The 21,462-nt window shown below is 42.3% G+C and carries 22 protein-coding genes and 2 pseudogenes; 15 read left to right on the plus strand and 9 right to left on the minus strand.

All coding sequences use genetic code 11. The annotated features are described in order from the left end of the window. The first annotated feature begins 30 nt into the window (after nt 1-30). The 5 genes from NST56_RS08390 to lpdA all read left to right on the plus strand — a co-directional run bounded on the left by NST56_RS08390 (nt 31) and on the right by lpdA (nt 6,067). A complete protein-coding gene (locus NST56_RS08390; protein ID WP_339181302.1) occupies nt 31-756 on the plus strand; it encodes a YkyA family protein in 726 nt (241 codons plus the stop codon). 354 nt (nt 757-1,110) lie between these two features. Further along, nucleotides 1,111-2,226, plus strand: a complete 1,116-nt coding sequence (gene pdhA / locus NST56_RS08395) for a pyruvate dehydrogenase (acetyl-transferring) E1 component subunit alpha (protein ID WP_326128912.1) — start codon at nt 1,111-1,113, stop codon at nt 2,224-2,226. 3 nt (nt 2,227-2,229) lie between these two features. Further along, nucleotides 2,230-3,207 (plus strand): pyruvate dehydrogenase complex E1 component subunit beta, encoded by a 978-nt coding sequence (pdhB, locus tag NST56_RS08400; protein ID WP_029441235.1) that lies wholly within the window; start codon nt 2,230-2,232, stop codon nt 3,205-3,207. A 114-nt stretch (nt 3,208-3,321) separates the two neighbouring features. Beyond that, on the plus strand, nt 3,322-4,650 hold the full coding sequence (pdhC, locus tag NST56_RS08405; protein WP_024121262.1) for a pyruvate dehydrogenase complex dihydrolipoyllysine-residue acetyltransferase: 1,329 nt from the start codon (nt 3,322-3,324) through the stop codon (nt 4,648-4,650). Between the two features lie 4 nt (nt 4,651-4,654). Beyond that, nucleotides 4,655-6,067, plus strand: coding sequence for a dihydrolipoyl dehydrogenase (gene lpdA / locus NST56_RS08410; protein WP_168747692.1), 1,413 nt, complete (start codon nt 4,655-4,657; stop codon nt 6,065-6,067). Nucleotides 6,068-6,116: 49 nt separating this feature from the next. On the opposite strand, the gene slp is transcribed toward lpdA, so the two are convergent. Next, nucleotides 6,117-6,491, minus strand: coding sequence for a peptidoglycan-associated lipoprotein Slp (gene slp, locus NST56_RS08415; RefSeq protein WP_010334105.1), 375 nt, complete (start codon nt 6,489-6,491; stop codon nt 6,117-6,119). Between the two features lie 432 nt (nt 6,492-6,923). Here slp and NST56_RS08420 point away from each other — a divergent pair, with 432 nt between their 5' ends. Further along, the gene (locus NST56_RS08420) at nt 6,924-7,043 is read left to right on the plus strand and encodes a GapA-binding peptide SR1P (protein ID WP_010334106.1); all 120 of its coding nucleotides are present in this window, start codon (nt 6,924-6,926) and stop codon (nt 7,041-7,043) included. 36 nt (nt 7,044-7,079) lie between these two features. Here the strand turns inward: NST56_RS08420 and speA are convergent, their stop codons facing one another. Next, complete coding sequence (gene speA, locus NST56_RS08425; RefSeq protein ID WP_326128910.1) at nt 7,080-8,552, minus strand: arginine decarboxylase; 1,473 nt, start codon at nt 8,550-8,552, stop codon at nt 7,080-7,082. A gap of 185 nt (nt 8,553-8,737) precedes the next feature. Here speA and NST56_RS08430 point away from each other — a divergent pair, with 185 nt between their 5' ends. After that, nucleotides 8,738-9,004 carry a UPF0223 family protein gene (locus NST56_RS08430; protein WP_010334108.1) on the plus strand — a complete coding sequence of 89 codons (267 nt, stop codon included), beginning with the start codon at nt 8,738-8,740 and terminating at the stop codon, nt 9,002-9,004. A 36-nt stretch (nt 9,005-9,040) separates the two neighbouring features. Here NST56_RS08430 and NST56_RS08435 read toward each other — a convergent pair whose 3' ends face one another. After that, nucleotides 9,041-9,679 carry a DUF1054 domain-containing protein gene (locus NST56_RS08435; protein WP_339181309.1) on the minus strand — a complete coding sequence of 213 codons (639 nt, stop codon included), beginning with the start codon at nt 9,677-9,679 and terminating at the stop codon, nt 9,041-9,043. A gap of 238 nt (nt 9,680-9,917) precedes the next feature. Here NST56_RS08435 and NST56_RS08440 point away from each other — a divergent pair, with 238 nt between their 5' ends. The 3 genes and pseudogenes from NST56_RS08440 (at nt 9,918) to NST56_RS08450 (ending at nt 11,483) form a co-directional block, all read left to right on the plus strand. Continuing rightward, complete coding sequence (locus NST56_RS08440) at nt 9,918-10,106, plus strand: hypothetical protein (protein ID WP_010334110.1); 189 nt, start codon at nt 9,918-9,920, stop codon at nt 10,104-10,106. Nucleotides 10,107-10,243: 137 nt separating this feature from the next. Beyond that, on the plus strand, nt 10,244-11,041 hold the full coding sequence (gene suhB, locus NST56_RS08445; protein ID WP_010334111.1) for an inositol-1-monophosphatase: 798 nt from the start codon (nt 10,244-10,246) through the stop codon (nt 11,039-11,041). Beyond that, nucleotides 11,028-11,483 (plus strand): annotated as a pseudogene (locus tag NST56_RS08450) (GNAT family N-acetyltransferase). The gene suhB and the pseudogene NST56_RS08450 overlap by 14 nt, the downstream one beginning before the upstream one ends. Nucleotides 11,484-11,581: 98 nt before the next feature. On the opposite strand, the gene NST56_RS08455 reads toward NST56_RS08450, so the two are convergent. Together NST56_RS08455 and NST56_RS08460 are read right to left on the minus strand one after the other, a co-directional pair. Then, a complete protein-coding gene (locus tag NST56_RS08455; RefSeq protein WP_168747703.1) occupies nt 11,582-12,496 on the minus strand; it encodes a class I SAM-dependent methyltransferase in 915 nt (304 codons plus the stop codon). A gap of 676 nt (nt 12,497-13,172) precedes the next feature. Further along, a complete protein-coding gene (locus tag NST56_RS08460; RefSeq protein ID WP_339181310.1) occupies nt 13,173-14,738 on the minus strand; it encodes a M4 family metallopeptidase in 1,566 nt (521 codons plus the stop codon). A gap of 333 nt (nt 14,739-15,071) precedes the next feature. On the opposite strand from NST56_RS08460, the pseudogene NST56_RS08465 reads away from it, so the two are divergent. Together NST56_RS08465 and NST56_RS08470 are read left to right on the plus strand one after the other, a co-directional pair. Then, a pseudogene (locus NST56_RS08465) lies at nt 15,072-15,272 on the plus strand (sigma factor-like helix-turn-helix DNA-binding protein); the annotation flags it as partial. Beyond that, entirely contained in the window at nt 15,269-15,562 is a 294-nt protein-coding gene (locus tag NST56_RS08470) for a zf-HC2 domain-containing protein (RefSeq protein WP_339181313.1), read from the plus strand. The pseudogene NST56_RS08465 and the gene NST56_RS08470, both read left to right, overlap by 4 nt. A 44-nt stretch (nt 15,563-15,606) precedes the next feature. Here the strand turns inward: NST56_RS08470 and NST56_RS08475 are convergent, their stop codons facing one another. Both NST56_RS08475 and NST56_RS08480 read right to left on the minus strand, forming a co-directional pair. Beyond that, on the minus strand, nt 15,607-16,212 hold the full coding sequence (locus tag NST56_RS08475) for a hypothetical protein (RefSeq protein WP_029441237.1): 606 nt from the start codon (nt 16,210-16,212) through the stop codon (nt 15,607-15,609). Between the two features lie 272 nt (nt 16,213-16,484). Next, a complete protein-coding gene (locus NST56_RS08480) occupies nt 16,485-16,673 on the minus strand; it encodes a YlaF family protein (protein WP_010334117.1) in 189 nt (62 codons plus the stop codon). Nucleotides 16,674-16,784: 111 nt separating this feature from the next. On the opposite strand from NST56_RS08480, the gene typA reads away from it, so the two are divergent. Both typA and NST56_RS08490 read left to right on the plus strand, forming a co-directional pair. Next, nucleotides 16,785-18,623, plus strand: coding sequence for a translational GTPase TypA (gene typA / locus NST56_RS08485; protein WP_010334118.1), 1,839 nt, complete (start codon nt 16,785-16,787; stop codon nt 18,621-18,623). 55 nt (nt 18,624-18,678) lie between these two features. After that, nucleotides 18,679-18,996 carry a YlaH-like family protein gene (locus NST56_RS08490; protein WP_024121276.1) on the plus strand — a complete coding sequence of 106 codons (318 nt, stop codon included), beginning with the start codon at nt 18,679-18,681 and terminating at the stop codon, nt 18,994-18,996. Between the two features lie 56 nt (nt 18,997-19,052). On the opposite strand, the gene NST56_RS08495 is transcribed toward NST56_RS08490, so the two are convergent. After that, nucleotides 19,053-19,262 carry a YlaI family protein gene (locus tag NST56_RS08495; RefSeq protein WP_339181316.1) on the minus strand — a complete coding sequence of 70 codons (210 nt, stop codon included), beginning with the start codon at nt 19,260-19,262 and terminating at the stop codon, nt 19,053-19,055. An 85-nt stretch (nt 19,263-19,347) separates the two neighbouring features. Then, nucleotides 19,348-19,977 carry a YhcN/YlaJ family sporulation lipoprotein gene (locus NST56_RS08500; protein WP_339181319.1) on the minus strand — a complete coding sequence of 210 codons (630 nt, stop codon included), beginning with the start codon at nt 19,975-19,977 and terminating at the stop codon, nt 19,348-19,350. 154 nt (nt 19,978-20,131) lie between these two features. Here NST56_RS08500 and NST56_RS08505 point away from each other — a divergent pair, with 154 nt between their 5' ends. Next, nucleotides 20,132-21,460 (plus strand): PhoH family protein, encoded by a 1,329-nt coding sequence (locus NST56_RS08505; RefSeq protein ID WP_268446285.1) that lies wholly within the window; start codon nt 20,132-20,134, stop codon nt 21,458-21,460. The last annotated feature ends 2 nt before the right edge of the window (nt 21,461-21,462 follow it).

Here is a 21,462-nt window from a genome sequence, read left to right on the forward strand (position 1 = left end):
GTAGAAAATGTCAAGATTGGGGGATTTAACGTGAAAGACAGAATAAAACGGCGACACGGTGTGAAAATCGGAGCCTTTTGCGCTTTGAGTTTACTTTTAACCGGGTGTGTGGGACAGGATCCGCTGGACTCACTTCATGACTCATTAGAAAAAGTCGCTGATCTAGAAAAGCCGTTTCAAGAAGAACAGAAAACGCTCGAGGAATTAGAGAAAAAAGAACATGCTCTTTACAATGATGTCATCAAGCTTAATATGGATGATTATAAAAAAATCGTTTCTTTATCAAATGAAGCGCTAGAGAATGTAAATAAACGTGAAGAACATCTGAAGCTTGAAAATGAGAGCATCGAGAAATCCGAATCAGAATTTGAGGAAGCAAAAAAATCCGCTGAAACTATTAAGGATAGACACATAAAGAAAAAGGCTGAGACTGCGGCAGATCATATGGAAAAAAGATATGCAGCATACAGCTCTATGTCTGAAGAATATGAAAAAGCCATTAAACTTGATAAAGAACTGTATAAGCTTCTGAAAGACAAAGACTTGACGCTGGATAAGCTTGAACAGCAGATCGAAAAAGCAAATGCTTCTTATAAAAAAGTCCTTAAACAAAGCGGAGAATTTGATGTGCAAACGGAGAAATATAATAAAGCCCGCGAAGATTTATATGACGCCGCAGGCTATCACATAAAAAAAGAGCTGACTATGATCAGCTCTTTTTTTAAATTCTATTCAAAATTTAAATTTCTATTGTAGTACAGTGTGATAGGTTATACTAGTACAGTTTGAGGTGCAGGTTGCATCTGTTTTTTTATAGAAAATGTAAAGCGAATACATTTATTGAAAATCAGCGATGAAAACGATTGACGGTTCTTCTTTATATGGTGTAAACTAATCCATGTTAAGCGGTGTTGTATTAGTTTTTTACAACTTCGAAATAATACAGTTCAAAGCAGAGTGTAACTATCCTACATAAATGGTTTCGGCAAACTGGGGATCGGCTAAAATATATACGACTTACTGCTGATACTTTAGGGTACCCTAAGTTTGTATGTATAAAAGGAATGCACGTCTAATGACTGTTTAAAAGAAAGGAAGAGGTGACTTAGTATGGCTGCAAAAACGAAAAAAGTAATCGTTGATAGTAAGAAGCAATTTGATGCCATTAAAAAGCAGTTCGAAACGTTCCAAATTTTAAATGAAAAGGGAGAAGTCGTGAATGAAGCGGCGATGCCTGATTTAACTGATGATCAATTGAAAGAGCTAATGCGCCGTATGGTATTTACGCGTGTGCTTGATCAGCGCTCTATCTCATTAAACCGTCAAGGACGTCTCGGATTCTACGCTCCTACTGCGGGCCAAGAAGCTTCTCAGATTGCTACGCATTTCGCGCTTGAAAAAGAAGACTTCGTTCTTCCGGGATACCGTGATGTGCCTCAGTTAATCTGGCACGGCCTTCCATTATATCAAGCGTTCCTGTTCTCTCGCGGACATTTCCGGGGTAACCAAATGCCTGATGATGTGAATGCCCTTTCTCCACAAATCATTATCGGTGCTCAATACATTCAAACGGCCGGTGTTGCGCTAGGTCTTAAAAAACGCGGTAAGAAAGCTGTCGCAATCACTTACACTGGTGACGGCGGAGCTTCACAAGGGGACTTCTACGAAGGAATTAACTTTGCCGGCGCTTATAAAGCACCTGCGATCTTCGTGGTACAAAACAACCGTTACGCGATTTCAACTCCAGTTGAAAAACAATCTGCAGCAGGCACAATTGCACAAAAAGCAGTAGCTGCCGGTATTGTGGGTGTACAAGTAGACGGAATGGATCCACTTGCTGTATACGCTGCAACTGCTGAAGCACGCGAGCGCGCGATTAACGGCGAAGGCCCGACACTGATTGAAACACTGACATTCCGTTATGGCCCGCACACAATGGCTGGTGACGATCCGACTAAATATCGCACAAAAGAAATCGAAAACGAGTGGGAGCAAAAAGATCCGCTTGTACGCTTCCGTGCGTTCCTTGAAAACAAAGGCTTATGGTCTGAAGAAGAAGAAGCAAAAGTAATCGAGGATGCAAAAGAAGAAATTAAGCAAGCAATCAAAAAAGCGGATGCTGAGCCTAAACAAAAAGTAACTGATTTAATGAAAATCATGTTCGAAAAAATGCCTCATAACCTTGAGGAGCAATTTGAAATTTATACACAGAAGGAGTCGAAGTAAGCCATGGCGCAAATGACAATGATTCAAGCAATCACGGATGCGTTACGCACAGAACTGAAAAATGACGAAAATGTCTTAGTTTTCGGAGAAGACGTTGGTGTTAACGGCGGCGTATTCCGTGCGACAGAAGGATTGCAAAAAGAATTCGGTGAAGACCGTGTGTTTGACACGCCTCTTGCTGAATCTGGTATCGGCGGTCTTGCCCTTGGTTTAGGCTTAAACGGCTTCCGTCCGGTAATGGAAATCCAATTCTTTGGATTTGTTTACGAAGTAATGGATTCAGTTTCTGGCCAAATGGCTCGTATGCGTTACCGTTCTGGCGGACGCTGGACTTCACCTGTAACCATTCGTTCTCCGTTCGGCGGCGGTGTTCATACTCCTGAGCTTCACGCTGACAGCTTAGAAGGTCTTGTTGCACAACAGCCTGGTATCAAAGTTGTTATTCCATCAACTCCTTACGATGCCAAAGGACTTTTGATTTCTGCGATCAGAGACAACGATCCTGTTGTTTTCTTAGAGCACATGAAGCTTTACCGTTCTTTCCGTCAGGAAGTTCCTGAAGAAGAATACACAATTGAGCTTGGCAAAGCTGACGTAAAACGTGAAGGTACTGACCTTTCAATCATCACTTACGGCGCAATGGTTCATGAATCATTAAAAGCAGCTGAAGAGCTTGAAAAAGACGGCATTTCTGCTGAAGTTGTTGACCTTCGCACAGTCAGCCCGCTTGATATCGACACAATCATTGCATCTGTGGAAAAAACAGGCCGCGCGATTGTTGTTCAAGAGGCTCAAAAACAAGCCGGCGTTGCTGCGAACGTAGTAGCTGAAATCAATGACCGTGCGATTTTGAGCTTGGAAGCGCCTGTACTTCGCGTTGCTGCGCCTGATACAGTATTTCCTTTCTCTCAAGCGGAGAGCGTATGGCTTCCAAACCATAAAGACGTTCTTGAAACAGCTAGAAAAGTACTTGAATTTTAATCAAATTGCATAATCGGGAGGGAGCTGAAACGCTTTCCCTCCATTATATATGTGTTTTCAATGCTTACGATGTAAACTTTAAAATTGCTTAATCAAACTAGGAGGTCGAGAACTGTGGCATTTGAATTTAAACTTCCAGATATCGGGGAAGGTATCCACGAAGGCGAAATCGTAAAATGGTTTGTCAAGCCTAACGATGAGGTAGACGAAGATGATGTACTGGCGGAAGTCCAAAATGATAAAGCAGTAGTAGAAATTCCTTCACCTGTTAAAGGAAAAGTATTAGAATTAAAAGTTGAAGAGGGAACAGTTGCAACTGTTGGACAAACGATCATTACGTTTGATGCACCTGGTTACGAAGACCTTCAATTTAAAGGCAGCGATGAGTCTGGCGACGCAAAAACTGAAGCGCAAGTTCAGTCTACTGGTGAAGCTGGACAAGATGTTGCGAAAGAAGAGCGTGCTGAAGAGCCTGCTAAAGAAACTGGCGCAGGACAGCAGGATCAAGCTGAAGTTGACCCGAACAAACGCGTGATCGCTATGCCTTCTGTACGTAAATACGCTCGTGAAAAAGGCGTAGATATTCGCAAGGTAACTGGTTCAGGCAACAACGGACGTGTTGTGAAAGAAGATATCGATAGCTTTGTAAACGGAGGAGCACAAGAAGCTGCGCCGCAAGAAACGGCTGCACCTCAAGAAACAGCTGCTAAACCGGCTGCTGCACCAGCTCCAGAAGGCGAATTCCCAGAAACTCGCGAAAAAATGAGCGGTATCCGTAAAGCAATTGCAAAAGCGATGGTTAACTCTAAACACACTGCTCCTCACGTAACACTAATGGACGAAGTGGACGTAACAAACCTTGTTGCACATCGTAAACAGTTCAAACAGGTTGCTGCTGATCAAGGCATCAAGCTGACATACTTGCCTTACGTTGTAAAAGCTCTTACATCTGCACTGAAAAAATTCCCTGTTTTAAACACGTCAATTGACGATAAAACAGATGAAGTAATCCAAAAACATTATTTCAACATCGGTATCGCTGCTGACACTGAAAAAGGCTTGCTTGTGCCGGTTGTAAAAAATGCAGATCGTAAAGCGATCTTTGAAATTTCTGATGAGATCAACAGCCTTGCAACAAAAGCTCGTGAAGGCAAGCTTGCTCCAGCTGAAATGAAAGGCGCATCTTGCACAATTACAAACATCGGTTCTGCCGGCGGACAATGGTTCACTCCGGTTATCAACCATCCAGAAGTTGCGATTCTTGGTATCGGACGCATTGCAGAAAAAGCGATTGTTCGTGATGGCGAAATCGTAGCAGCTCCAGTCTTAGCTCTTTCTCTCAGCTTCGACCACCGTATGATCGACGGAGCGACTGCGCAAAATGCACTCAATCACATCAAGCGTTTACTGAACGATCCACAATTAATTTTAATGGAGGCGTAATGTTATGGTAGTAGGAGATTTCCCTATTGAAACAGATACTCTTGTAATTGGTGCGGGACCTGGCGGCTATGTAGCTGCCATCCGCGCTGCACAGCTTGGACAAAAAGTAACAGTCGTTGAAAAAGGAACTCTTGGAGGCGTTTGTCTGAACGTTGGATGTATCCCTTCAAAAGCGCTGATCAATGCTGGCCACCGTTATGAGAATGCTAAGCATTCTGATGACATGGGAATCACTGCTGAGAACGTAACAGTTGATTTCACAAAAGTTCAAGAGTGGAAAACTTCTGTTGTTAACAAGCTTACTGGCGGTGTAGCAGGTCTTCTTAAAGGCAACAAAGTAGATGTAGTAAAAGGCGAAGCTTACTTCGTAGACAGCAATTCAGTTCGTGTAATGGATGAGAATTCTGCTCAAACATACACGTTCAAAAACGCAATCATTGCGACTGGTTCTCGTCCTATCGAATTGCCAAACTTCAAATATACTGAGCGTGTTTTAAATTCAACAGGCGCTTTGGCTCTTAAAGAAATTCCTAAAAAACTCGTTGTCATTGGCGGCGGATACATCGGAACTGAGCTTGGAACTGCGTATGCAAACTTCGGAACTGAGCTTGTCATTCTTGAAGGCGGAGATGAAATTCTCCCAGGCTTCGAAAAACAAATGAGTTCCCTTGTTACTCGCAGACTGAAGAAAAAAGGCAACGTTGAAATCCATACAAACGCGATGGCTAAAGGCGTTGAAGAAAAGGCTGACGGCGTAACAGTCACTTTCGAAGTAAAAGGTGAAGAAAAAACCGTTGATGCTGATTACGTATTGATCACTGTCGGACGCCGTCCAAATACTGATGAACTTGGTCTTGATCAAGTCGGTATTGAGATGACTGACCGCGGTATTATCAAAACTGACAAACAGTGCCGTACAAACGTACCTAACATCTATGCAATCGGTGATATCATTGAAGGACCGCCGCTTGCTCACAAAGCATCTTACGAAGGTAAGATTGCTGCAGAAGCGATCGCTGGAGAGCCTGCAGAAATCGATTACCTTGGTATTCCTGCGGTTGTCTTCTCTGAGCCTGAGCTTGCATCAGTCGGTTACACTGAAGCACAGGCGAAAGAAGAAGGCCTTGACATTGTTGCTGCTAAATTCCCATTTGCAGCAAACGGCCGTGCGCTTTCTCTTAACGAAACAGACGGCTTCATGAAGCTGATCACTCGTAAAGAGGACGGCCTTGTGATCGGTGCGCAAATCGCCGGCGCAAGCGCTTCTGACATGATTTCTGAATTAAGCTTAGCTATCGAAGGCGGCATGACTGCTGAAGATATCGCTATGACAATTCATGCGCATCCAACATTGGGTGAAATCACAATGGAAGCTGCTGAAGTGGCAATCGGAAGCCCGATTCACATCGTAAAATAATAGAGATAACATAAAAAACAGCCCCGCTTTAAGCGAGGGCTGTTTTCCTTTATTTAGACAGTACATGCTGTAATGGTTTAATAATGTCTTCTTTCTTTTTCACACATCCCTCTATTTTCACAACGACATGCCGCTGATCAACTACCATGAGAGTAGGGACGGTTTCGATTTCATCTTCCCAGCCTTTTCTATTATCGTATACCTTCATTTTATCTATTTGATCAGGATAATCCTTTTCTAAATCAAGCAGAGCATCATAATATGACGCCTCTTGATCAATTTGATTTTCATCAGAAAAAAATAGGATTTGAGTATGATGAATGCTGTCAATTCGGCTTTTTTGTATTGGGTTGATTGTGGAAAGGGTGCAGCCCGATAAAGCAAATACTATCATCAGTATGGGAAATACCGCGCGATATCGCATCTATCTTCTCCTCTGTATAAACCATAGTAAACTAGTTTTAGTTTATCACGAGTAACCGCGTCATCTGCTTCTTGTTACCTAATTGTTATATAATTGAAACCGTTTTTAAAGAGAGATAACATTCCTTTAAACCCAATACTCTGAACGCACATTTTATTCATCGCGAATCATTTGAAATTTCGTTACACGATTCAAAAAAAGTTCAAGAAAACATGAAATCACCATGTCTTTTCAGCATAAGTATCGAATGAAAGCGTTTGTTATGAAGATGATGATTCATATAACCGAAAAGAAAAAACATGTTACATTAAAAGTTTTTCTAAATAAATGTGTTATACAGTTTGTTGTTGACATTTTAAATGTGACATATTAATATAATACCAATAAAAGAAATTAAGCGTTTTCAAAATTAAAAGAAATGGGGAATGAGAGATGGGTACGATTGTTTGCCAAGATTGTAACGAAGCCATTCATTACTTCGAGGATGAGAAGGTTACAACGTTATACGGAACATGCTGCGGACAATGTCAGTGTCCTCTTGATGAAGAGTAAGAAAAAGCATGCGGCTTAGCCGCATGCTTTTTGTATTTATTGAATAGCTTTTTGCTCTTTTATAACTCGAATCATGCTTAGAGTAGAGTCCTCCGGTCCTTGAACTGGAAGTCCGGCATCAATGTTTTTGAAGATGTAGCTGATGTTTTCTTCTGTAATAATCTCGCCGGGGATAAAGATAGGAATTCCAGGCGGATACACCATTACAAATTCAGCGATAATCCGTCCTGCTGCTTCTTTTAATGGAACAACTTCTGTATTCGCATAGAAAGCGTCACGCGGCGTCATCGCCAGTAACGGGATTTCTGGAAGCAGTACCTTTGTCTGTTGATGGGTAACATCATTTGCTGACATTTGACGCGCAATCTCTTTTAAAGCTTCAACAAGGCGATCCGCATCGTTTTGGCTGTCACCAGGCGTGAAGATACACAAGATGTTATAAAGATCTGAAAGCTCTACTTCAATATTAAAGGATTCCCGCAGCCACTTCTCGACATCATGTCCTGTGAGCCCAAGATTTTTAACTGAAATAATTAATTTTGTCGGGTCATAATTGTAAGCTGCTTTAGAACCAAGAATTTCTGAACCGACACAGTAAATGCCCTCAATTTGGTTCAGACGTTCTCTCGTCTGGTTGGCAAGCTTCAACGTTTCTTCAGCAAGCTGGTAGCCCTCTGTCGCAAGACGTTTTCTGGCGACGTCCAAAGAGGCTAGAAGCAAATAAGAAGTAGACGTGGTTGTCAGCATGCTGAGTATCGATTGCACTCTGTCTTTAGATACAAGGCCTTCTTTCATGTTTAGAATAGAGCTTTGTGTCAGTGATCCGCCTAGCTTATGCACACTTGTCGCGGCCATGTCTGCACCTGCCTGCATCGCTGAAAGCGGAAATTGGTCATGAAAATGAATATGAACGCCGTGTGCTTCATCGACCAGAACCGGCACATTAAAGGAATGGGCTAATTCTACGATGCTTTTTAAATCAGCAGCTACTCCGAAATATGTCGGGTTGATCACTAGAAGCCCCTTGGCATCAGGATGTTCACTCAGCGCCCGTTTAGCGGATTCAAGTGTAATGCCGTGAGAGATGCCCAGTTCATTGTCAATTTCAGGATGAATAAAGATTGGGACAGCTCCGGAAAATACAATAGCTGACATAATGGATTTGTGCACATTTCTTGGAATGATGATTTTATCTCCAGGTCCGCAGACAGCCATCACCATTGTCATGATTGCGCCGCTTGTGCCCTGAACAGAAAAAAAGGTGTGGTCCGCGCCGAAGGCTTCGGCCGCCAAATCCTGCGCTTCTTTAATAATGCCTTTAGGCGCATGCAGGTCATCTAATGGTTCAATATTAATCAAATCTATACTTAACGCGTTTTCACCGATAAATTGTCTAAACTCTGGATCCATTCCTGCCCCTTTTTTATGGCCGGGAATGTGGAATTGAACAGGCTGTCTGCTTGCGTGCTTTTTCAGGCCTGTGTATAAGGGTGTTTCATGTTGCGACAATTGTTTTCCCACCTTTGTAGTAATACCTATGCATATTAGTGTGTATTAAAATCAGTTTCTCAACCGTTTTTTAGACGTAAAACAAATGAATTATATTATGAACTTGAAAGAATGTAAAGAACAATTTATGATCAAATAAAGATGCTTTTTGTAAAAGGAAAGCGAATTTATAAGGAGTGAAGAAAATGGAATACCAATATCCCATGAATGAAGATTGGACAACCGAAGAAGCAGTGGATGTGATTGCATTTTTCCAGCAGGTTGAGCTGGCTTATGAAAAGGGAGCCGATCGTGAAGAACTGCTTAAGGCGTACCGGCGTTTCAAAGAAATTGTGCCGGGAAAAGCTGAAGAAAAAAAGCTATGCGGCGAGTTTGAGGAACAAAGTACATACTCTCCTTATCGTACGGTCAAGCAGGCGAAGGAATCTGACCAGGCAAAGATTAAGATGTAAAAGGAAAAGAGCCGGATGAAAGATCCCGGCTCTTTTTTATGCTTGTGATACTTTTTGGGTTAAGCGATACAGAAATGCAAGCTGCTGGAAGGCATCGTCGATTCGCTGCAGAAATTCATCGTTATTTATACTCAGCACCTCATCTTTTGAAAGCTGTATACCGCATAACAGTTCGGCTTTCTTTATGGTCTGCAAACGTTCAAACAATGTCTTGAGTTGTTCCTTGTCCATTTCTGACTGCTTATGGACCCCTGGCTTTGTGTGATCCGCAGACCAAACGAAGCTGTCTGGAATGTGATTTGTAACGCTGTCTTGATTCGCTTCAAGCAATTTGCCGTATTCTTCTTTTATAGGGGACTCATAAATGATCGCGAACCATACAAAAACATGGCTCTCCCACAAGCCGATTTGAAAATGCGGCAGTTTTTTATAGCCTCTTTTGCTATTGGCAAAAGCCACCCAGCTGTCTGCGGGAGGGTTGACTGATCTTCTTGCATGCTTGGCCACATGGGGGAACATTTCATCTCCGGTTAAAGCAGACAATGTCGGGGCAAAGTGCTCGCCTAGAGCAGTCAGCTTCGGACGAACCCGCTCTTTTAACACCTCCATGCGCGCGTCTAAGCCGTCTATTGTAAATGTGTGAAAGTCTTCTTCAGTAAAACGCATTTGTGTCATGATTTTCCTCCTTCATGCTAAGTATACATATTTTATCACAGTTAGAACGCGCAGCAAAAAGATGAGCACGCGTTTGAAGAGAGGGGGAATGTGGTAATAAACGAATAGGTAAACACACAATTTTCAGAATCATGTTACAGGTAAATAGAAGAATCATAGGATATAAGAAGTATCATTGTTGAATGGCAAAATGGGATGCTTTTTTAAAACAAATGATCTCTGGAAGGGGCGAAAGACAATGAGGCAAGTTGTGAAAGAGGGATTTAGGGAAGAGAAAAACAACCGTGTAGCTGTCTGGAGACTAGAGGTTGATTATGAATTGGCAACCCTTTATGAGGCAATGCAAAAGGAAAATGACGAACAGATTGAACTAAGCAAAAACAAACTTGAACGTCTCAGAAAAGAATGGATTCGCCTCAACGGGTAAAAAGCTATAGTAAAAACGAACCGCGTGAATGGTTCGTTTTTACGTGAGAAGGCATATTTTTCATTTTCCTTGCTTTTTCACTGCCGTTATCAGTATTCTATAAAATAAAGGTCTACATAGAAAAGAGGTACGCATGAATGACAAATTGGACGGAAATTGATGAGACTGCAAAGAAATGGATAAAAGAAGCAGGCGCAAGAATTAAACAGTCGATGCACGAAAGCCTGACAATTGAAACAAAATCAAATCCGAATGATTTAGTCACCAATATTGACAAAGAAACGGAAAAGTTTTTTATTGACCGCATTCAAGAAACCTTTCCGGGGCATCGCATACTTGGAGAAGAAGGACAAGGAGATAAAATCCACTCATTGGAGGGTGTCGTCTGGATTATCGATCCGATTGACGGCACGATGAATTTTGTGCACCAGCAAAGAAATTTTGCAATCTCAATTGGTATTTTTGAAAATGGAAAAGGCAAAATCGGTTTAATTTACGATGTGGTGCATGATGAACTGTATCACGCGTTTAGTGGTAAAGGTGCTTATATGAATGAAACGGAGCTGTCTCCTTTAAAGGAAACCATTATTGAAGAAGCGATTCTTGCCATTAATGCAACATGGGTGACGGAAAACAGAAGAATTGACCCGGGTGTGCTGGCGCCGCTTGTGAAAAGGGTGAGAGGAACACGCTCCTATGGCTCTGCCGCTTTAGAACTGGCAAACGTCGCTGCGGGAAGAATTGACGCTTACATTACGATGCGGCTTGCTCCTTGGGATTACGCAGCCGGGTGTGTGCTGTTAAACGAAGTAGGGGGCATCTATACAACGACTGAAGGTGAACCGTTCACCTTTTTAGAAAATCACTGTGTGCTGGCCGGAAACCCATCTATACATAAAACAATATTGGAAGAGTATCTTCATGCTGAAAAATAGACCATTTGAACAGGATGACCTCAGTTGGTTTGAGGAAATTGCGGAGGCTCATCCTGTTTGAAAAAAGGAAGAGTTTGGGGAAAAAGATGCAGAAAGCTATATGATCTCCTACTCGATGTATAACGGATCATGGCTTGTATGGGAAAAAGACGGCCTGCCTGTTGCCGTCAGCTATCATCTCGAATGGGTTCCTTCCAACGGAAAGCCATGGCTGGGAACTGTGCTGATTGATCCTGCTGAAGAAAGAAAGGGACATGCCAGAGAGATCATTGAACAGATCGGCCAATCGCTGAAGGAAAAACACAGAGCGCTATTTACAGCGGTTCCGATTGACCGGAATGAATGGATCCGGTTTTTGAGCCAGTGCGGCTTTGAACAGCTCAAGACGGAGAAAGATGAGGCAGACAAGTCATACATGATCATGGTAAAGCCTTTAGTTTAAGCTGCCGTATACATGACGGCAGCTTATTTTCATGCACAAAAAACCTCCCAATCTTTAACCATCGATTGAGAGGCGAGCTTGGTGATGAACCAAGGGGTTTATTTTTTTACGGCGTGTATATAATGAATGGTTTCAAACGCTGACAAATCATCCGTTCGTTTCTTGAAGAAAAGGTCATTAATTTCAGCTGGTGTGACATGTTCATAGATGAGTAAACCAGCTGAATCTAATGCTTTTTCGATTTCATGATAAGTAAAACACGATTTCATCGGTTCACCGGCTGCTGAAGCCAACTTCACCATATGTTCAACTCTATTAGACATTCCTTTTGTTTCAAAGAGCGTTTCGTCTGCATAATCAAAAACGATAGAGCTTCCCGAGGGAACATGGGCAAATAAATGGTTAAGCAGGCTTTTATTTTCTTCTTTCGTCAAGTAATAAGAAACTCCTAAAAGGCTGAAGAACGTTTTTTTGTTATCAAAGCCTTCATCTAAGAGAGGCTGATATGAAAACGTTTTGGTAAAGTCCATAGGAACCAAATGAAGATTCGTTGGGATAGTCAGCTGTGCATGATCCAATCTTTTCTTTTTCAATTGCTGTGTAGCGGGGTAATCAATTTCAAATATATCTAAGCTGTTTTCCAGCTCTGGATGCCGAAAACAGAAAGTATCTAACCCGGCGCCAAGAATGACATACTGTTTTGCCCCCAGCACCACTTCGTTGCGCAATACTTTCTCACAATATGCTGCTCGAGCTAAGGGCGTAGGGGAAAGCTGGACTTGTGTAATCCACTTCAGCATTTCCTCTGGGTCATCTTGAAACTTCAAGGCAATATCCTTATTGAAAAACTGTATGCCTTGTATCATATTTTGACTAATGTCGGAAAACTCTTTTTCAGAAATAAGGTCTTTTGCAATATAATCGTCAAAAATTTTAGGTGTGTCATATTGACTGTGATAGGCTCGGCTAAAAGCAGATAGTAAAGCTGTTAAACTGGACTCATTTTCCTTCATATCATGTCCTCCTGATAAACAAAAATAAGATTCCCCCGGCCAGGAGAATCTTATTATACACACAAAAATATTAATAGTAAATTATAGCATAAATAAAAAATTTTGTCAATATATTTGGGTTGGAAGAGTAAGATTTTTCTCTTTTATTTGTTAGCTATTACTTGTAATACATAACTGCAACATGACCTGCTTTTGTGAGAGTCTTATATTAATCCGCTTTGCTCATACGGAACAACGTCATCATGATCGCCGTGCATCATGAGCATCGGTGGCTCCTCGCGATGGAACTTAAGCGGCTTGAGCCTAGCTTTAAAATCTCATGTAAATTTGCTCTGACGCAGCAGTCGGGATTAGGATTTTCATGGTGTGGAAAAGGTCGCCTTCTACCCAATCGCCTTATAAATGTCGTAGAAATGACTTCTGCATCTTTTAATGGTAAGCCCCGCCGGAACCTCTTTTGACATCATTAAACCCGTTTTTTAAAACAATCGGCTGATTTGGCGGATAATGACCGGGTTTGTATGTGCGCAGTCTGCGATTTATTCAGAGGTAAGGTAGGCAGTCCGCACATTTGAAAATTAACATATGTCCGGCTGTCGTGAAACAGCTGCTGATTTTCAAAAAAACTTGAAAATCAAGAAAAAGCCTGAGATATCTCAGGCTTTTCATTTAGAAATTACAAACCGACGGCATTCCAGGCTGCTTCAACTTTTGCGGCGTCAGTTGAGCCATAAAGGTCACGGGCAGACTGAATGAGGGCGGCCTTCGCATCTTTGAAAGTGGAATAAGGCGTAAGATACGTTGTTAACGCACGGTAATAAATCTGCTGTGATTTAGAAATGCCTAGTTTTGTAATAGTATTGTAAGCGGCTTTGTTTGGAATTCCGCTGTTTATGTGTACACCGCCGTAATCGCCTTCATCTGTATTCGGAAGGTTTTGATAGTTGGCGTAATTGTCAGGCTGGTCATATTTTGTCGGATTGGACAAGCTGCGGAGAGCCGGCTGGCTGACCGTAATGTCTTCACCGATATCCCAGTCTTCTGTATCAGTAAAGTAACCGAACACATCAGAGAACGACTCGTTTAATGCCCCAGGCTGATTTTCATAGACAAGGTTGGCTGTTTCTTGAGTGACACCGTGTGTCATTTCATGCGCTGTCACATCCAAGGAGCCGGAAAGCGGGGAGAAGAAGGAGCCGTCTCCGTCACCGTAAATCATTTGATCCCCTGTCCAAGCGGCGTTATTATACTGGCTGCCGTAGTGAACAGAAGAAACGATTTTACTGCCTTTGTTGTCATAGCTGTTCCGTTTAAACGTCGAGTAAAAATAATCGTACACTTTACCCAGGTTATAGTGGGCGTCTACAGCTGCGCGCTGTGATGAAGTTGTGAATTTATTTGTTGTGCTTGAGACTAGCGTTCCCGGAAGGCGGCTTTGTCTGTTTTGTAAATCATACGTGATAATTTGAGTGCCGGTTGGTTTTGACAGATCTCTTAAAACATATTTGCCGCTCTCATAAGAAATATTCAGAGGAACTGTTGCACCTTTTAGTGTGGTCCCTGATCCTGTTGCGGCTGCATGTTCTACTTTATTTTGCTGTTTTAAAATGCTGCCTGTTTCGGCATCCACTAAGACTTCCCAGTTCGCGGGTTCAGGTTCAATATAGCGAATTGTGACATCGTAAGCCAGACGATAGCTGCCGTCCTCTGTTTCTACCGCTTTTAACTCCGCTTTATCGCTGTTTTTTGCGCTTCCGTTAGAAACGGCGTCAGGTGATTTGCCAATGGCTTTAAAAGCGAGTGCCAATGCTTTGTCAGAGGATACCTTTTTGCTGTTTTTTGTTTTTGAAGCAGACTGATTGTGCAATTCTCCATTGATCGCATAGACTTTGTCAGATTTATCGACGTGAACGATCACTTGCGAATCTTTAATAGGCACTCCGTTAATGACAGGCACGTATCGAAAGTGCTTGTACCCAAGAACGTCAGTTGTGCTTTCCACAAGTTTCAGTCTTTTGGCGGGATCGCCTTTAAACACTTTGCTGTTCTTTTTCAAAAACTGTTTGACAGCTTTGTCATTTGGAGCAGAGAGCTCTGTTTGTGCAATGGCGCTTTTGGGAAGAAAGTTTGTTTGATTCTCCTTAAGCTGGTAATTCTCAGCAGCCTGAACACCCGGAAGGCCGATTGATAAACTCATAAACGAAGCAGCGACAACGACGGACAATTTTTTACCTAAACCCACAATAAATCCCCCTTTTTGAAAATACTGAAAAATCTTTATATCGTTATATTAAACGAGCAATCTAGCATTCTCAACAAAAACTAACATAACTAGACAAAATTGATAGAATTGTCCTGTGTTTATTTTTGTTGAATAATATCAAGATGAGTCAAGTGTCATGTGCTGGATGATTGCAAGAGTTATGCCGTCTTTTCATCAAAGGGGAGATGAGAAATTTTTGGTTTTTATTGAAACTTTTTAACAAGTGGCTTGTCTAACCGAATGAGGCCTTAATAAGAAGTAAAGGATTGTTGTACGTGTTGGAATTATTCAGTCATTATATATTCATTTTGAACAGATACACTGCAAGAGCTGCTGCAGCTAAAGGATCAGCACCAATCCGTTTTGATTTTAAGAGAATGTCAAGAGCTTTCTTATGAAGAAATTTCCGAAATCTTAGGCTGGAGCCTTTCAAAAGTGAAAACCACACTTCACCGGGCAAGATTGGAGCTCAAGAAAAACATGACGAATAGAAGAGAGGAGGAGCGGATATGACCTGCTTTCTAGTAAGAGACCTTCTCCCTCTGTATATAGAAGGTGATTGCAAAAAAGAACCGGAAAACTTCATTGAAGAGCATATGAACACCTGCGGCAGCTGCAGAGACATGTATAAACAGATGTCTGAGCCTTTTGAGTTTAAAGATGAACAAGCACCTCAAGATGCTTTTCTGCCTGAAGAAGAAATCCGTTTTAAACAAAGGTACTATGGTATGCTGATTATTAAAGCAGCCTTCTGGTTTGGAGTAGTGTTTGCTGTGATGCTGATCATCAAACTGCTGATCTAAAGGAAAAGCGCTTGCCGGATTGACGGACAAGCGCTTTTATTACATTAAGCCTGCGGATGAAGCATTTGGTAGATGGCTGCAAGCTGTTCTTGAGACAGAGCGCCAAAGAGCTTTTCATAAAAAATTGCCTGCTCCGTTGTCGCACCAGCTTCTAAAGCTGCATTTTTATCAAAGCTGTACGCTCCATCTTCTGAAACAATGGATGCCTGCAGAATATGAATCTTAAGGGAAACAGCGGCGAAAAATTGGTCAAGTGCGAGTGCTTCTTTTTCTGTGAAGCCGAGCTCAACAGCTTTTTCTGTATCAAATTTGTAGCTGCCGTCTTCAACATACACACATTGTGAAACAACATCAAAAAATTCAGAGGTCGATTCCCACAATTTCGCAATGATTTGAGCCTCTTCTTGTGTCATTCCTAACTCGACAGCTTTTTCACTGTCAAAATAATAAACCCCGTCTTCTTCATATATACATTGATTTAATAAATCTAAAAATGCATTCAGGTCTTTATGTGTGATTGTCTCCTGCAAAGCAGGTGTGCTGTGACTAACTGTTTTTGCGCTTGCGGCATCAGGTCCGAAAGTTAGCAGGGTGGCTGAGGTCAGTGCGGCGGTTGTAAGTATGGCTTTTTTTACAAATGTTTTTTTCATGTTTCGTCTCTCCCTTTTGTGAATTGTGGTGCAATTCCCATTATAGGGAGAGGCTGGTGCCAGGAAAATAGGCTTTATGGTAGTTTATGTATATCAATGTCGAACCACTTTTGTTTGGTTAAAGATGTCATATTTAGAACGAATGTCCATGAATGGATATCGTTTTGCTTCTTCCCGCCTAGGAAACAGGGGAGATAAGCCTTACGCCACGAAAAAACACCGCATTCATTTGCGGTGTTTTTGATTACAATGTCTTTAGCAAGGATAAGCTTTTAATCGAGCAATCCTTGCTCACGCATTTTCTTTTTTAACGTAAATCCGCTTCCCATCACGGCGCAAACGAGTACAATGCTGGCGATAATGCCCCACGCGCTTTTTTCGGCGATAAAGACGCCGATCAGCATTATGCTGAAAACCGCTGCAAATGCAAATAATAATAAAAGCCAATTCATTTTTTTCATATTTCCATCCCCTTTTACGTCTTATGATAAGTTTACAGAAAAACGTGACGCTTTTAAAGAGGATGTGTGGTATAATATGAAAGTTATCTAATTTTTTTAGGAGATGAAAAAGTGAAACTTCGAAATGATCTTCGCAACATCGCGATTATTGCCCACGTTGACCATGGGAAAACGACTCTAGTCGATCAGCTTTTACACCAGGCTGGTACATTCCGTGCCAACGAACAAGTTGCTGAACGCGCAATGGACTCAAACGACCTTGAACGCGAACGCGGCATTACAATTTTGGCGAAAAATACTGCGATTAACTATAAAGATACACGTATCAATATTTTGGATACCCCTGGACACGCAGACTTTGGGGGAGAGGTAGAACGGATTATGAAAATGGTTGACGGCGTACTGCTTGTCGTTGACGCATATGAAGGCTGTATGCCTCAAACTCGTTTCGTTCTGAAGAAAGCTCTTGAGCAAAACTTGAACCCGGTTGTTGTTGTGAACAAAATCGACCGTGATTTCGCACGTCCTGAAGAAGTGATCGATGAGGTTCTTGACCTGTTCATCGAGCTTGATGCAAATGAAGAACAGCTCGAATTCCCGGTGGTATATGCTTCCGCGATTAATGGAACAGCTAGCCTTGATCCGAAGCAGCAAGATGAAAACATGGAAGCTTTATATGAAACGATTATTAAGCATGTTCCAGCGCCTGTTGAGAATGCAGATGAGCCGCTTCAATTCCAAGTTGCACTTCTTGATTATAACGACTATGTAGGTCGTATCGGAATCGGACGCGTTTTCCGCGGTACGATGAAAGTCGGTCAGCAGGTTTCTCTTATGAAGCTTGACGGTACAGCTAAATCATTCCGTGTGACAAAGATCTTTGGTTTCCAAGGCTTAAAACGGGTGGAAATTGAAGAAGCAAAAGCGGGAGACCTCGTTGCGGTTTCCGGTATGGAAGATATCAACGTTGGTGAAACAGTCTGTCCTGTAGAGCATCAAGAACCGCTTCCGGTGCTTCGCATTGATGAACCGACACTTCAAATGACATTTGTCGTAAATAACAGCCCGTTTGCCGGCCGTGAAGGAAAATATGTGACTGCCCGCAAAATTGAAGAACGCCTTCAGTCACAGCTGCAGACTGATGTCAGCTTGCGTGTCGAGCCTACAGCTTCTCCGGATGCTTGGGTGGTTTCCGGCCGTGGTGAGCTTCACCTGTCTATTCTAATTGAAAACATGCGCCGTGAAGGCTATGAGCTTCAAGTGTCAAAACCTGAAGTTATCATCAAAGAAATTGACGGTGTACGCTGTGAGCCTGTAGAGCGCGTGCAAATTGATGTTCCGGAAGAGCATACAGGCTCTGTAATGGAATCAATGGGAGCGCGTAAAGGTGAAATGATCGATATGATTAACAACGGTAACGGCCAAGTCCGTTTAATCTTTACAGTGCCTTCCCGCGGATTGATCGGTTACTCAACAGAGTTCCTGTCATTAACACGCGGCTTCGGTATCCTGAACCATACGTTTGACAGCTACCAGCCGATGCAGGCGGGCCAAGTCGGCGGACGCCGTCAAGGTGTGCTCGTGTCAATGGAAAACGGAAAAGCGACATCTTACGGAATTCAAGGGATTGAAGACCGCGGTGTGATTTTTGTTGAACCTGGTACTGAAGTTTATGAAGGAATGATTGTTGGAGAGCATAACCGTGACAACGACCTTGTTGTCAATGTCAGCAAAATGAAACAGCAGACAAACGTCCGCTCTGCAACAAAAGATCAAACAACAACAATTAAAAAAGCGCGCATCATGTCTCTAGAAGAATCTTTAGAGTACTTAAACGAAGATGAATACTGCGAAGTAACGCCTGAATCCATCCGTTTAAGAAAGAAAATCCTCAACAAAAACGAACGTGAAAAAGCGGCTAAAAAGAAAAAAACAGCAGGATTGTCTTAATCCTTTGCAGAATTTGAAAAGATAGAACCCGTACGCTACAGGGGAGGGAATCTTTTTGAATGACGTAAGCGAACGCCTGTCGTTCTTCGCCGCTCTATATCAAGTGGACCGGCAGCCCGCAGCAGGCATGTGGCTGCTATACGGCACCATTTTTGTTTTAGCTGTTATTGTGTTTAAACTTGGATTTGCCAAACGGCTTCCGGTATTAAAATCGGCAGTGGTGTACTTATTTCTGGCTTTAGGCTGCACTGTTTTGACTTTTCTCGGTGTATTTTTGCCTGTGGCAGAGGGATTGGTCGTCGCTGCATTGATTTTAATCATTTACAAAATTCGGCTGTATCAGTCGAAAAAGGAACAGTCGGCAAAATCATAAAAAAAGACTCAGCATCTCGCTGAGTCTTTTTTTATTCTGTATGAATAGCTGCCGCTTTATTTTTTAACTTTTTCTTTCTTCTGCTGTCCCGGGTGAAACGTGAACTTTCCGGTTTTCAGCCGTTCTTCTGTTTTTTTGGCAATTCGTTCATGGCATTCCTGGCACATATATGTATGGATCGGACGGTTTCTCAGCCGTTTCGCGATCAGGGTTTCATCATCAATTGTTTCAATTTTATCACAAATAGAACATTGGACCCTCATCATATCACCTCTTTCACTCTACTATGTATTATATCATGGATCAGATGCTGTCCAAAATAAGAAAAAGCTAAAGCCCAAGGGCTATAGCTTAATCATTATTGTTCTTTTTCATATGATGATCAGATTGATCGTTTTGTTCCGTTTCCATTTCCTTCTCTTGCTTTTCGTTTAATTGATCGTTTTGCTGCTTGGTTTGCGGTTCATCTTCATCGTCAATCACATCGTTAGGCACTTCCGGAAGCACCCGTCCGACAATTGCGGCCAGTTCATCTAAAATCCCCGTAACAGGGCGGCCTTCACTGATCTCTCTTCCCATTTCATTGAGGCGGCTGACGGTATCAGGATCAGCAACCACGACTGCATTGGCTCCGTGCCGATCATTTTTTAAAGCCTGTGCCACAGAGTATTTAATGGTTTCGACTTTACTTCTATCCAGATTATCGTCAACGTCAATTCCTACTACAGCATATCCCCCGAGCACAACAGCTGTTGCATCCTTGACATCTGGCACTTTTTCAGCAATGCCGACAAGATGCTTGGCAATATCGGTTCTAGTTCCATTGTCTTTTGTTTCCTGAGATGTGTCCTTTACGTGAATCGGTTTTGTTTCCTGCTGTCTTGTTGATTCTTTTTCAATATTTTGCTCCTGTCTTCCCTGTTGAACAGCGCAGGCGGACAAAATGAGTGTGAGCTGTATGATAATGAAAAGAATTCGCACTTGCGGTTTCCCTCCTTGAAATGCATTCATTAATTTTATTGTTGAATTAACCTTCTATCTTTATTCACAAAAACATATATTTTAGCAGGCGTTCACCTTTTTCATCGTAAAAGAAGCAGGAAGAACTTTGACCCTTATATCAGGAGGCTGAGACTTGAGTAAAATTTATGTGTTAGATACGAATGTGTTATTACAGGATCCTAACGCTATTTTTTCTTTTGAAGAAAATGAAGTTGTCATCCCTGCTGTCGTTTTAGAAGAGGTTGATTCAAAGAAACGATATATGGACGAAGTTGGGAGGAATGCGAGGCACGTATCTAAGCTGATAGACGCGCTAAGACTGAAGGGGAGACTGCATGAGAAGGTTCCGCTTGATACGGGAGGAACGCTCAGAATTGAATTAAACCACCGTTCCTTTCACCAGCTTCAAGAAATTTTTATCGAAAAAACGAATGATAATCGTATATTAGCCGTTGCTAAAAACTTAAGCCTCGAAGAAGAGACGAAGGAAAACGGCAGGCCTGTGATCCTTGTTAGCAAGGATGTATTAGTCAGAGTCAAAGCGGATGCCATCGGCCTTCTTGCTGAAGATTTCTTAAATGACCGTGTTGTGGACAATGATGAGATGTACAGCGGTTATAAGGATTTATATATTAACCAGCAGTTATTTAGCTCTTTTTACGGAAAAAATCAAATTTCAGTTCAGGATATAAAGCAGCATGCTTTTTACCCAAACCAGTTCGCGTTAATGAAGGATGAATTAGGAGGATCGTCCTCAGCTGTCGGTATTGCGGATAAAACGGGTAAGGTCTTAAAAAGGCTTGTGTTTGATGATGAACACGTTTGGGGAATCAGACCGAGGAATGTCCAGCAGACCATGGCGTTAGAGCTTTTGCTGCGAGAAGATATTCCGCTGGTGACGCTGATCGGAAAAGCCGGAACCGGGAAAACATTGCTTGCTTTGGCAGCGGGGCTATTACAGACAGAAGATTTAGGGATATATAAAAAGCTGGTCGTGGCAAGGCCGATTGTACCTGTGGGCAAGGATATCGGATACTTGCCGGGTGAAAAAGAGGAGAAGCTAAAGCCTTGGATGCAGCCGATTTTTGATAACTTGGAGTTTCTGTTTAATGCCAAGAAACCGGGAGAGCTCGAGGCGATTTTGGCAGGGATCGGTTCGATCCAAGTAGAGGCGCTGACTTATATCAGAGGGAGAAGCATTCCCGATCAATTTATTATTATTGATGAGGCGCAAAATTTGACCAGGCATGAAGTGAAAACACTTCTTACAAGAGTGGGCGAAGGCAGTAAAATTGTCTTAATGGGCGATCCTGAACAAATTGATCACCCATATTTAGACAGTCTGAATAATGGTCTGGCATATGTCGTTGAGCGATTTAAAGGACAACCCATCTCAGGCAGCGTGAAGCTTTTAAAAGGTGAGAGATCCGGGCTTGCCCAGCTTGCCGCTGACTTGCTGTGATG

The organism is Bacillus sp. FSL R5-0560 (assembly GCF_037966305.1).
In the GTDB taxonomy this organism is placed as follows: Bacteria; Bacillota; Bacilli; order Bacillales; family Bacillaceae; genus Bacillus; species Bacillus mojavensis.

Coding starts and splice junctions, on each gene's coding strand:
- pdhA (WP_326128912.1), top strand. CDS start 1,111: ATGGCTGCAAAAACGAAAAAAGTAATCGTTGATAGTAAGAAGCAATTT.
- pdhB (WP_029441235.1), top strand. CDS start 2,230: ATGGCGCAAATGACAATGATTCAAGCAATCACGGATGCGTTACGCACA.
- lpdA (WP_168747692.1), top strand. CDS start 4,655: ATGGTAGTAGGAGATTTCCCTATTGAAACAGATACTCTTGTAATTGGT.
- slp (WP_010334105.1), bottom strand. CDS start 6,491: ATGCGATATCGCGCGGTATTTCCCATACTGATGATAGTATTTGCTTTA.
- NST56_RS08420 (WP_010334106.1), top strand. CDS start 6,924: ATGGGTACGATTGTTTGCCAAGATTGTAACGAAGCCATTCATTACTTC.
- NST56_RS08430 (WP_010334108.1), top strand. CDS start 8,738: ATGGAATACCAATATCCCATGAATGAAGATTGGACAACCGAAGAAGCA.
- NST56_RS08435 (WP_339181309.1), bottom strand. CDS start 9,679: ATGACACAAATGCGTTTTACTGAAGAAGACTTTCACACATTTACAATA.
- NST56_RS08440 (WP_010334110.1), top strand. CDS start 9,918: ATGAGGCAAGTTGTGAAAGAGGGATTTAGGGAAGAGAAAAACAACCGT.
- suhB (WP_010334111.1), top strand. CDS start 10,244: ATGACAAATTGGACGGAAATTGATGAGACTGCAAAGAAATGGATAAAA.
- NST56_RS08455 (WP_168747703.1), bottom strand. CDS start 12,496: ATGAAGGAAAATGAGTCCAGTTTAACAGCTTTACTATCTGCTTTTAGC.
- NST56_RS08470 (WP_339181313.1), top strand. CDS start 15,269: ATGACCTGCTTTCTAGTAAGAGACCTTCTCCCTCTGTATATAGAAGGT.
- NST56_RS08475 (WP_029441237.1), bottom strand. CDS start 16,212: ATGAAAAAAACATTTGTAAAAAAAGCCATACTTACAACCGCCGCACTG.
- NST56_RS08480 (WP_010334117.1), bottom strand. CDS start 16,673: ATGAAAAAAATGAATTGGCTTTTATTATTATTTGCATTTGCAGCGGTT.
- NST56_RS08495 (WP_339181316.1), bottom strand. CDS start 19,262: ATGATGAGGGTCCAATGTTCTATTTGTGATAAAATTGAAACAATTGAT.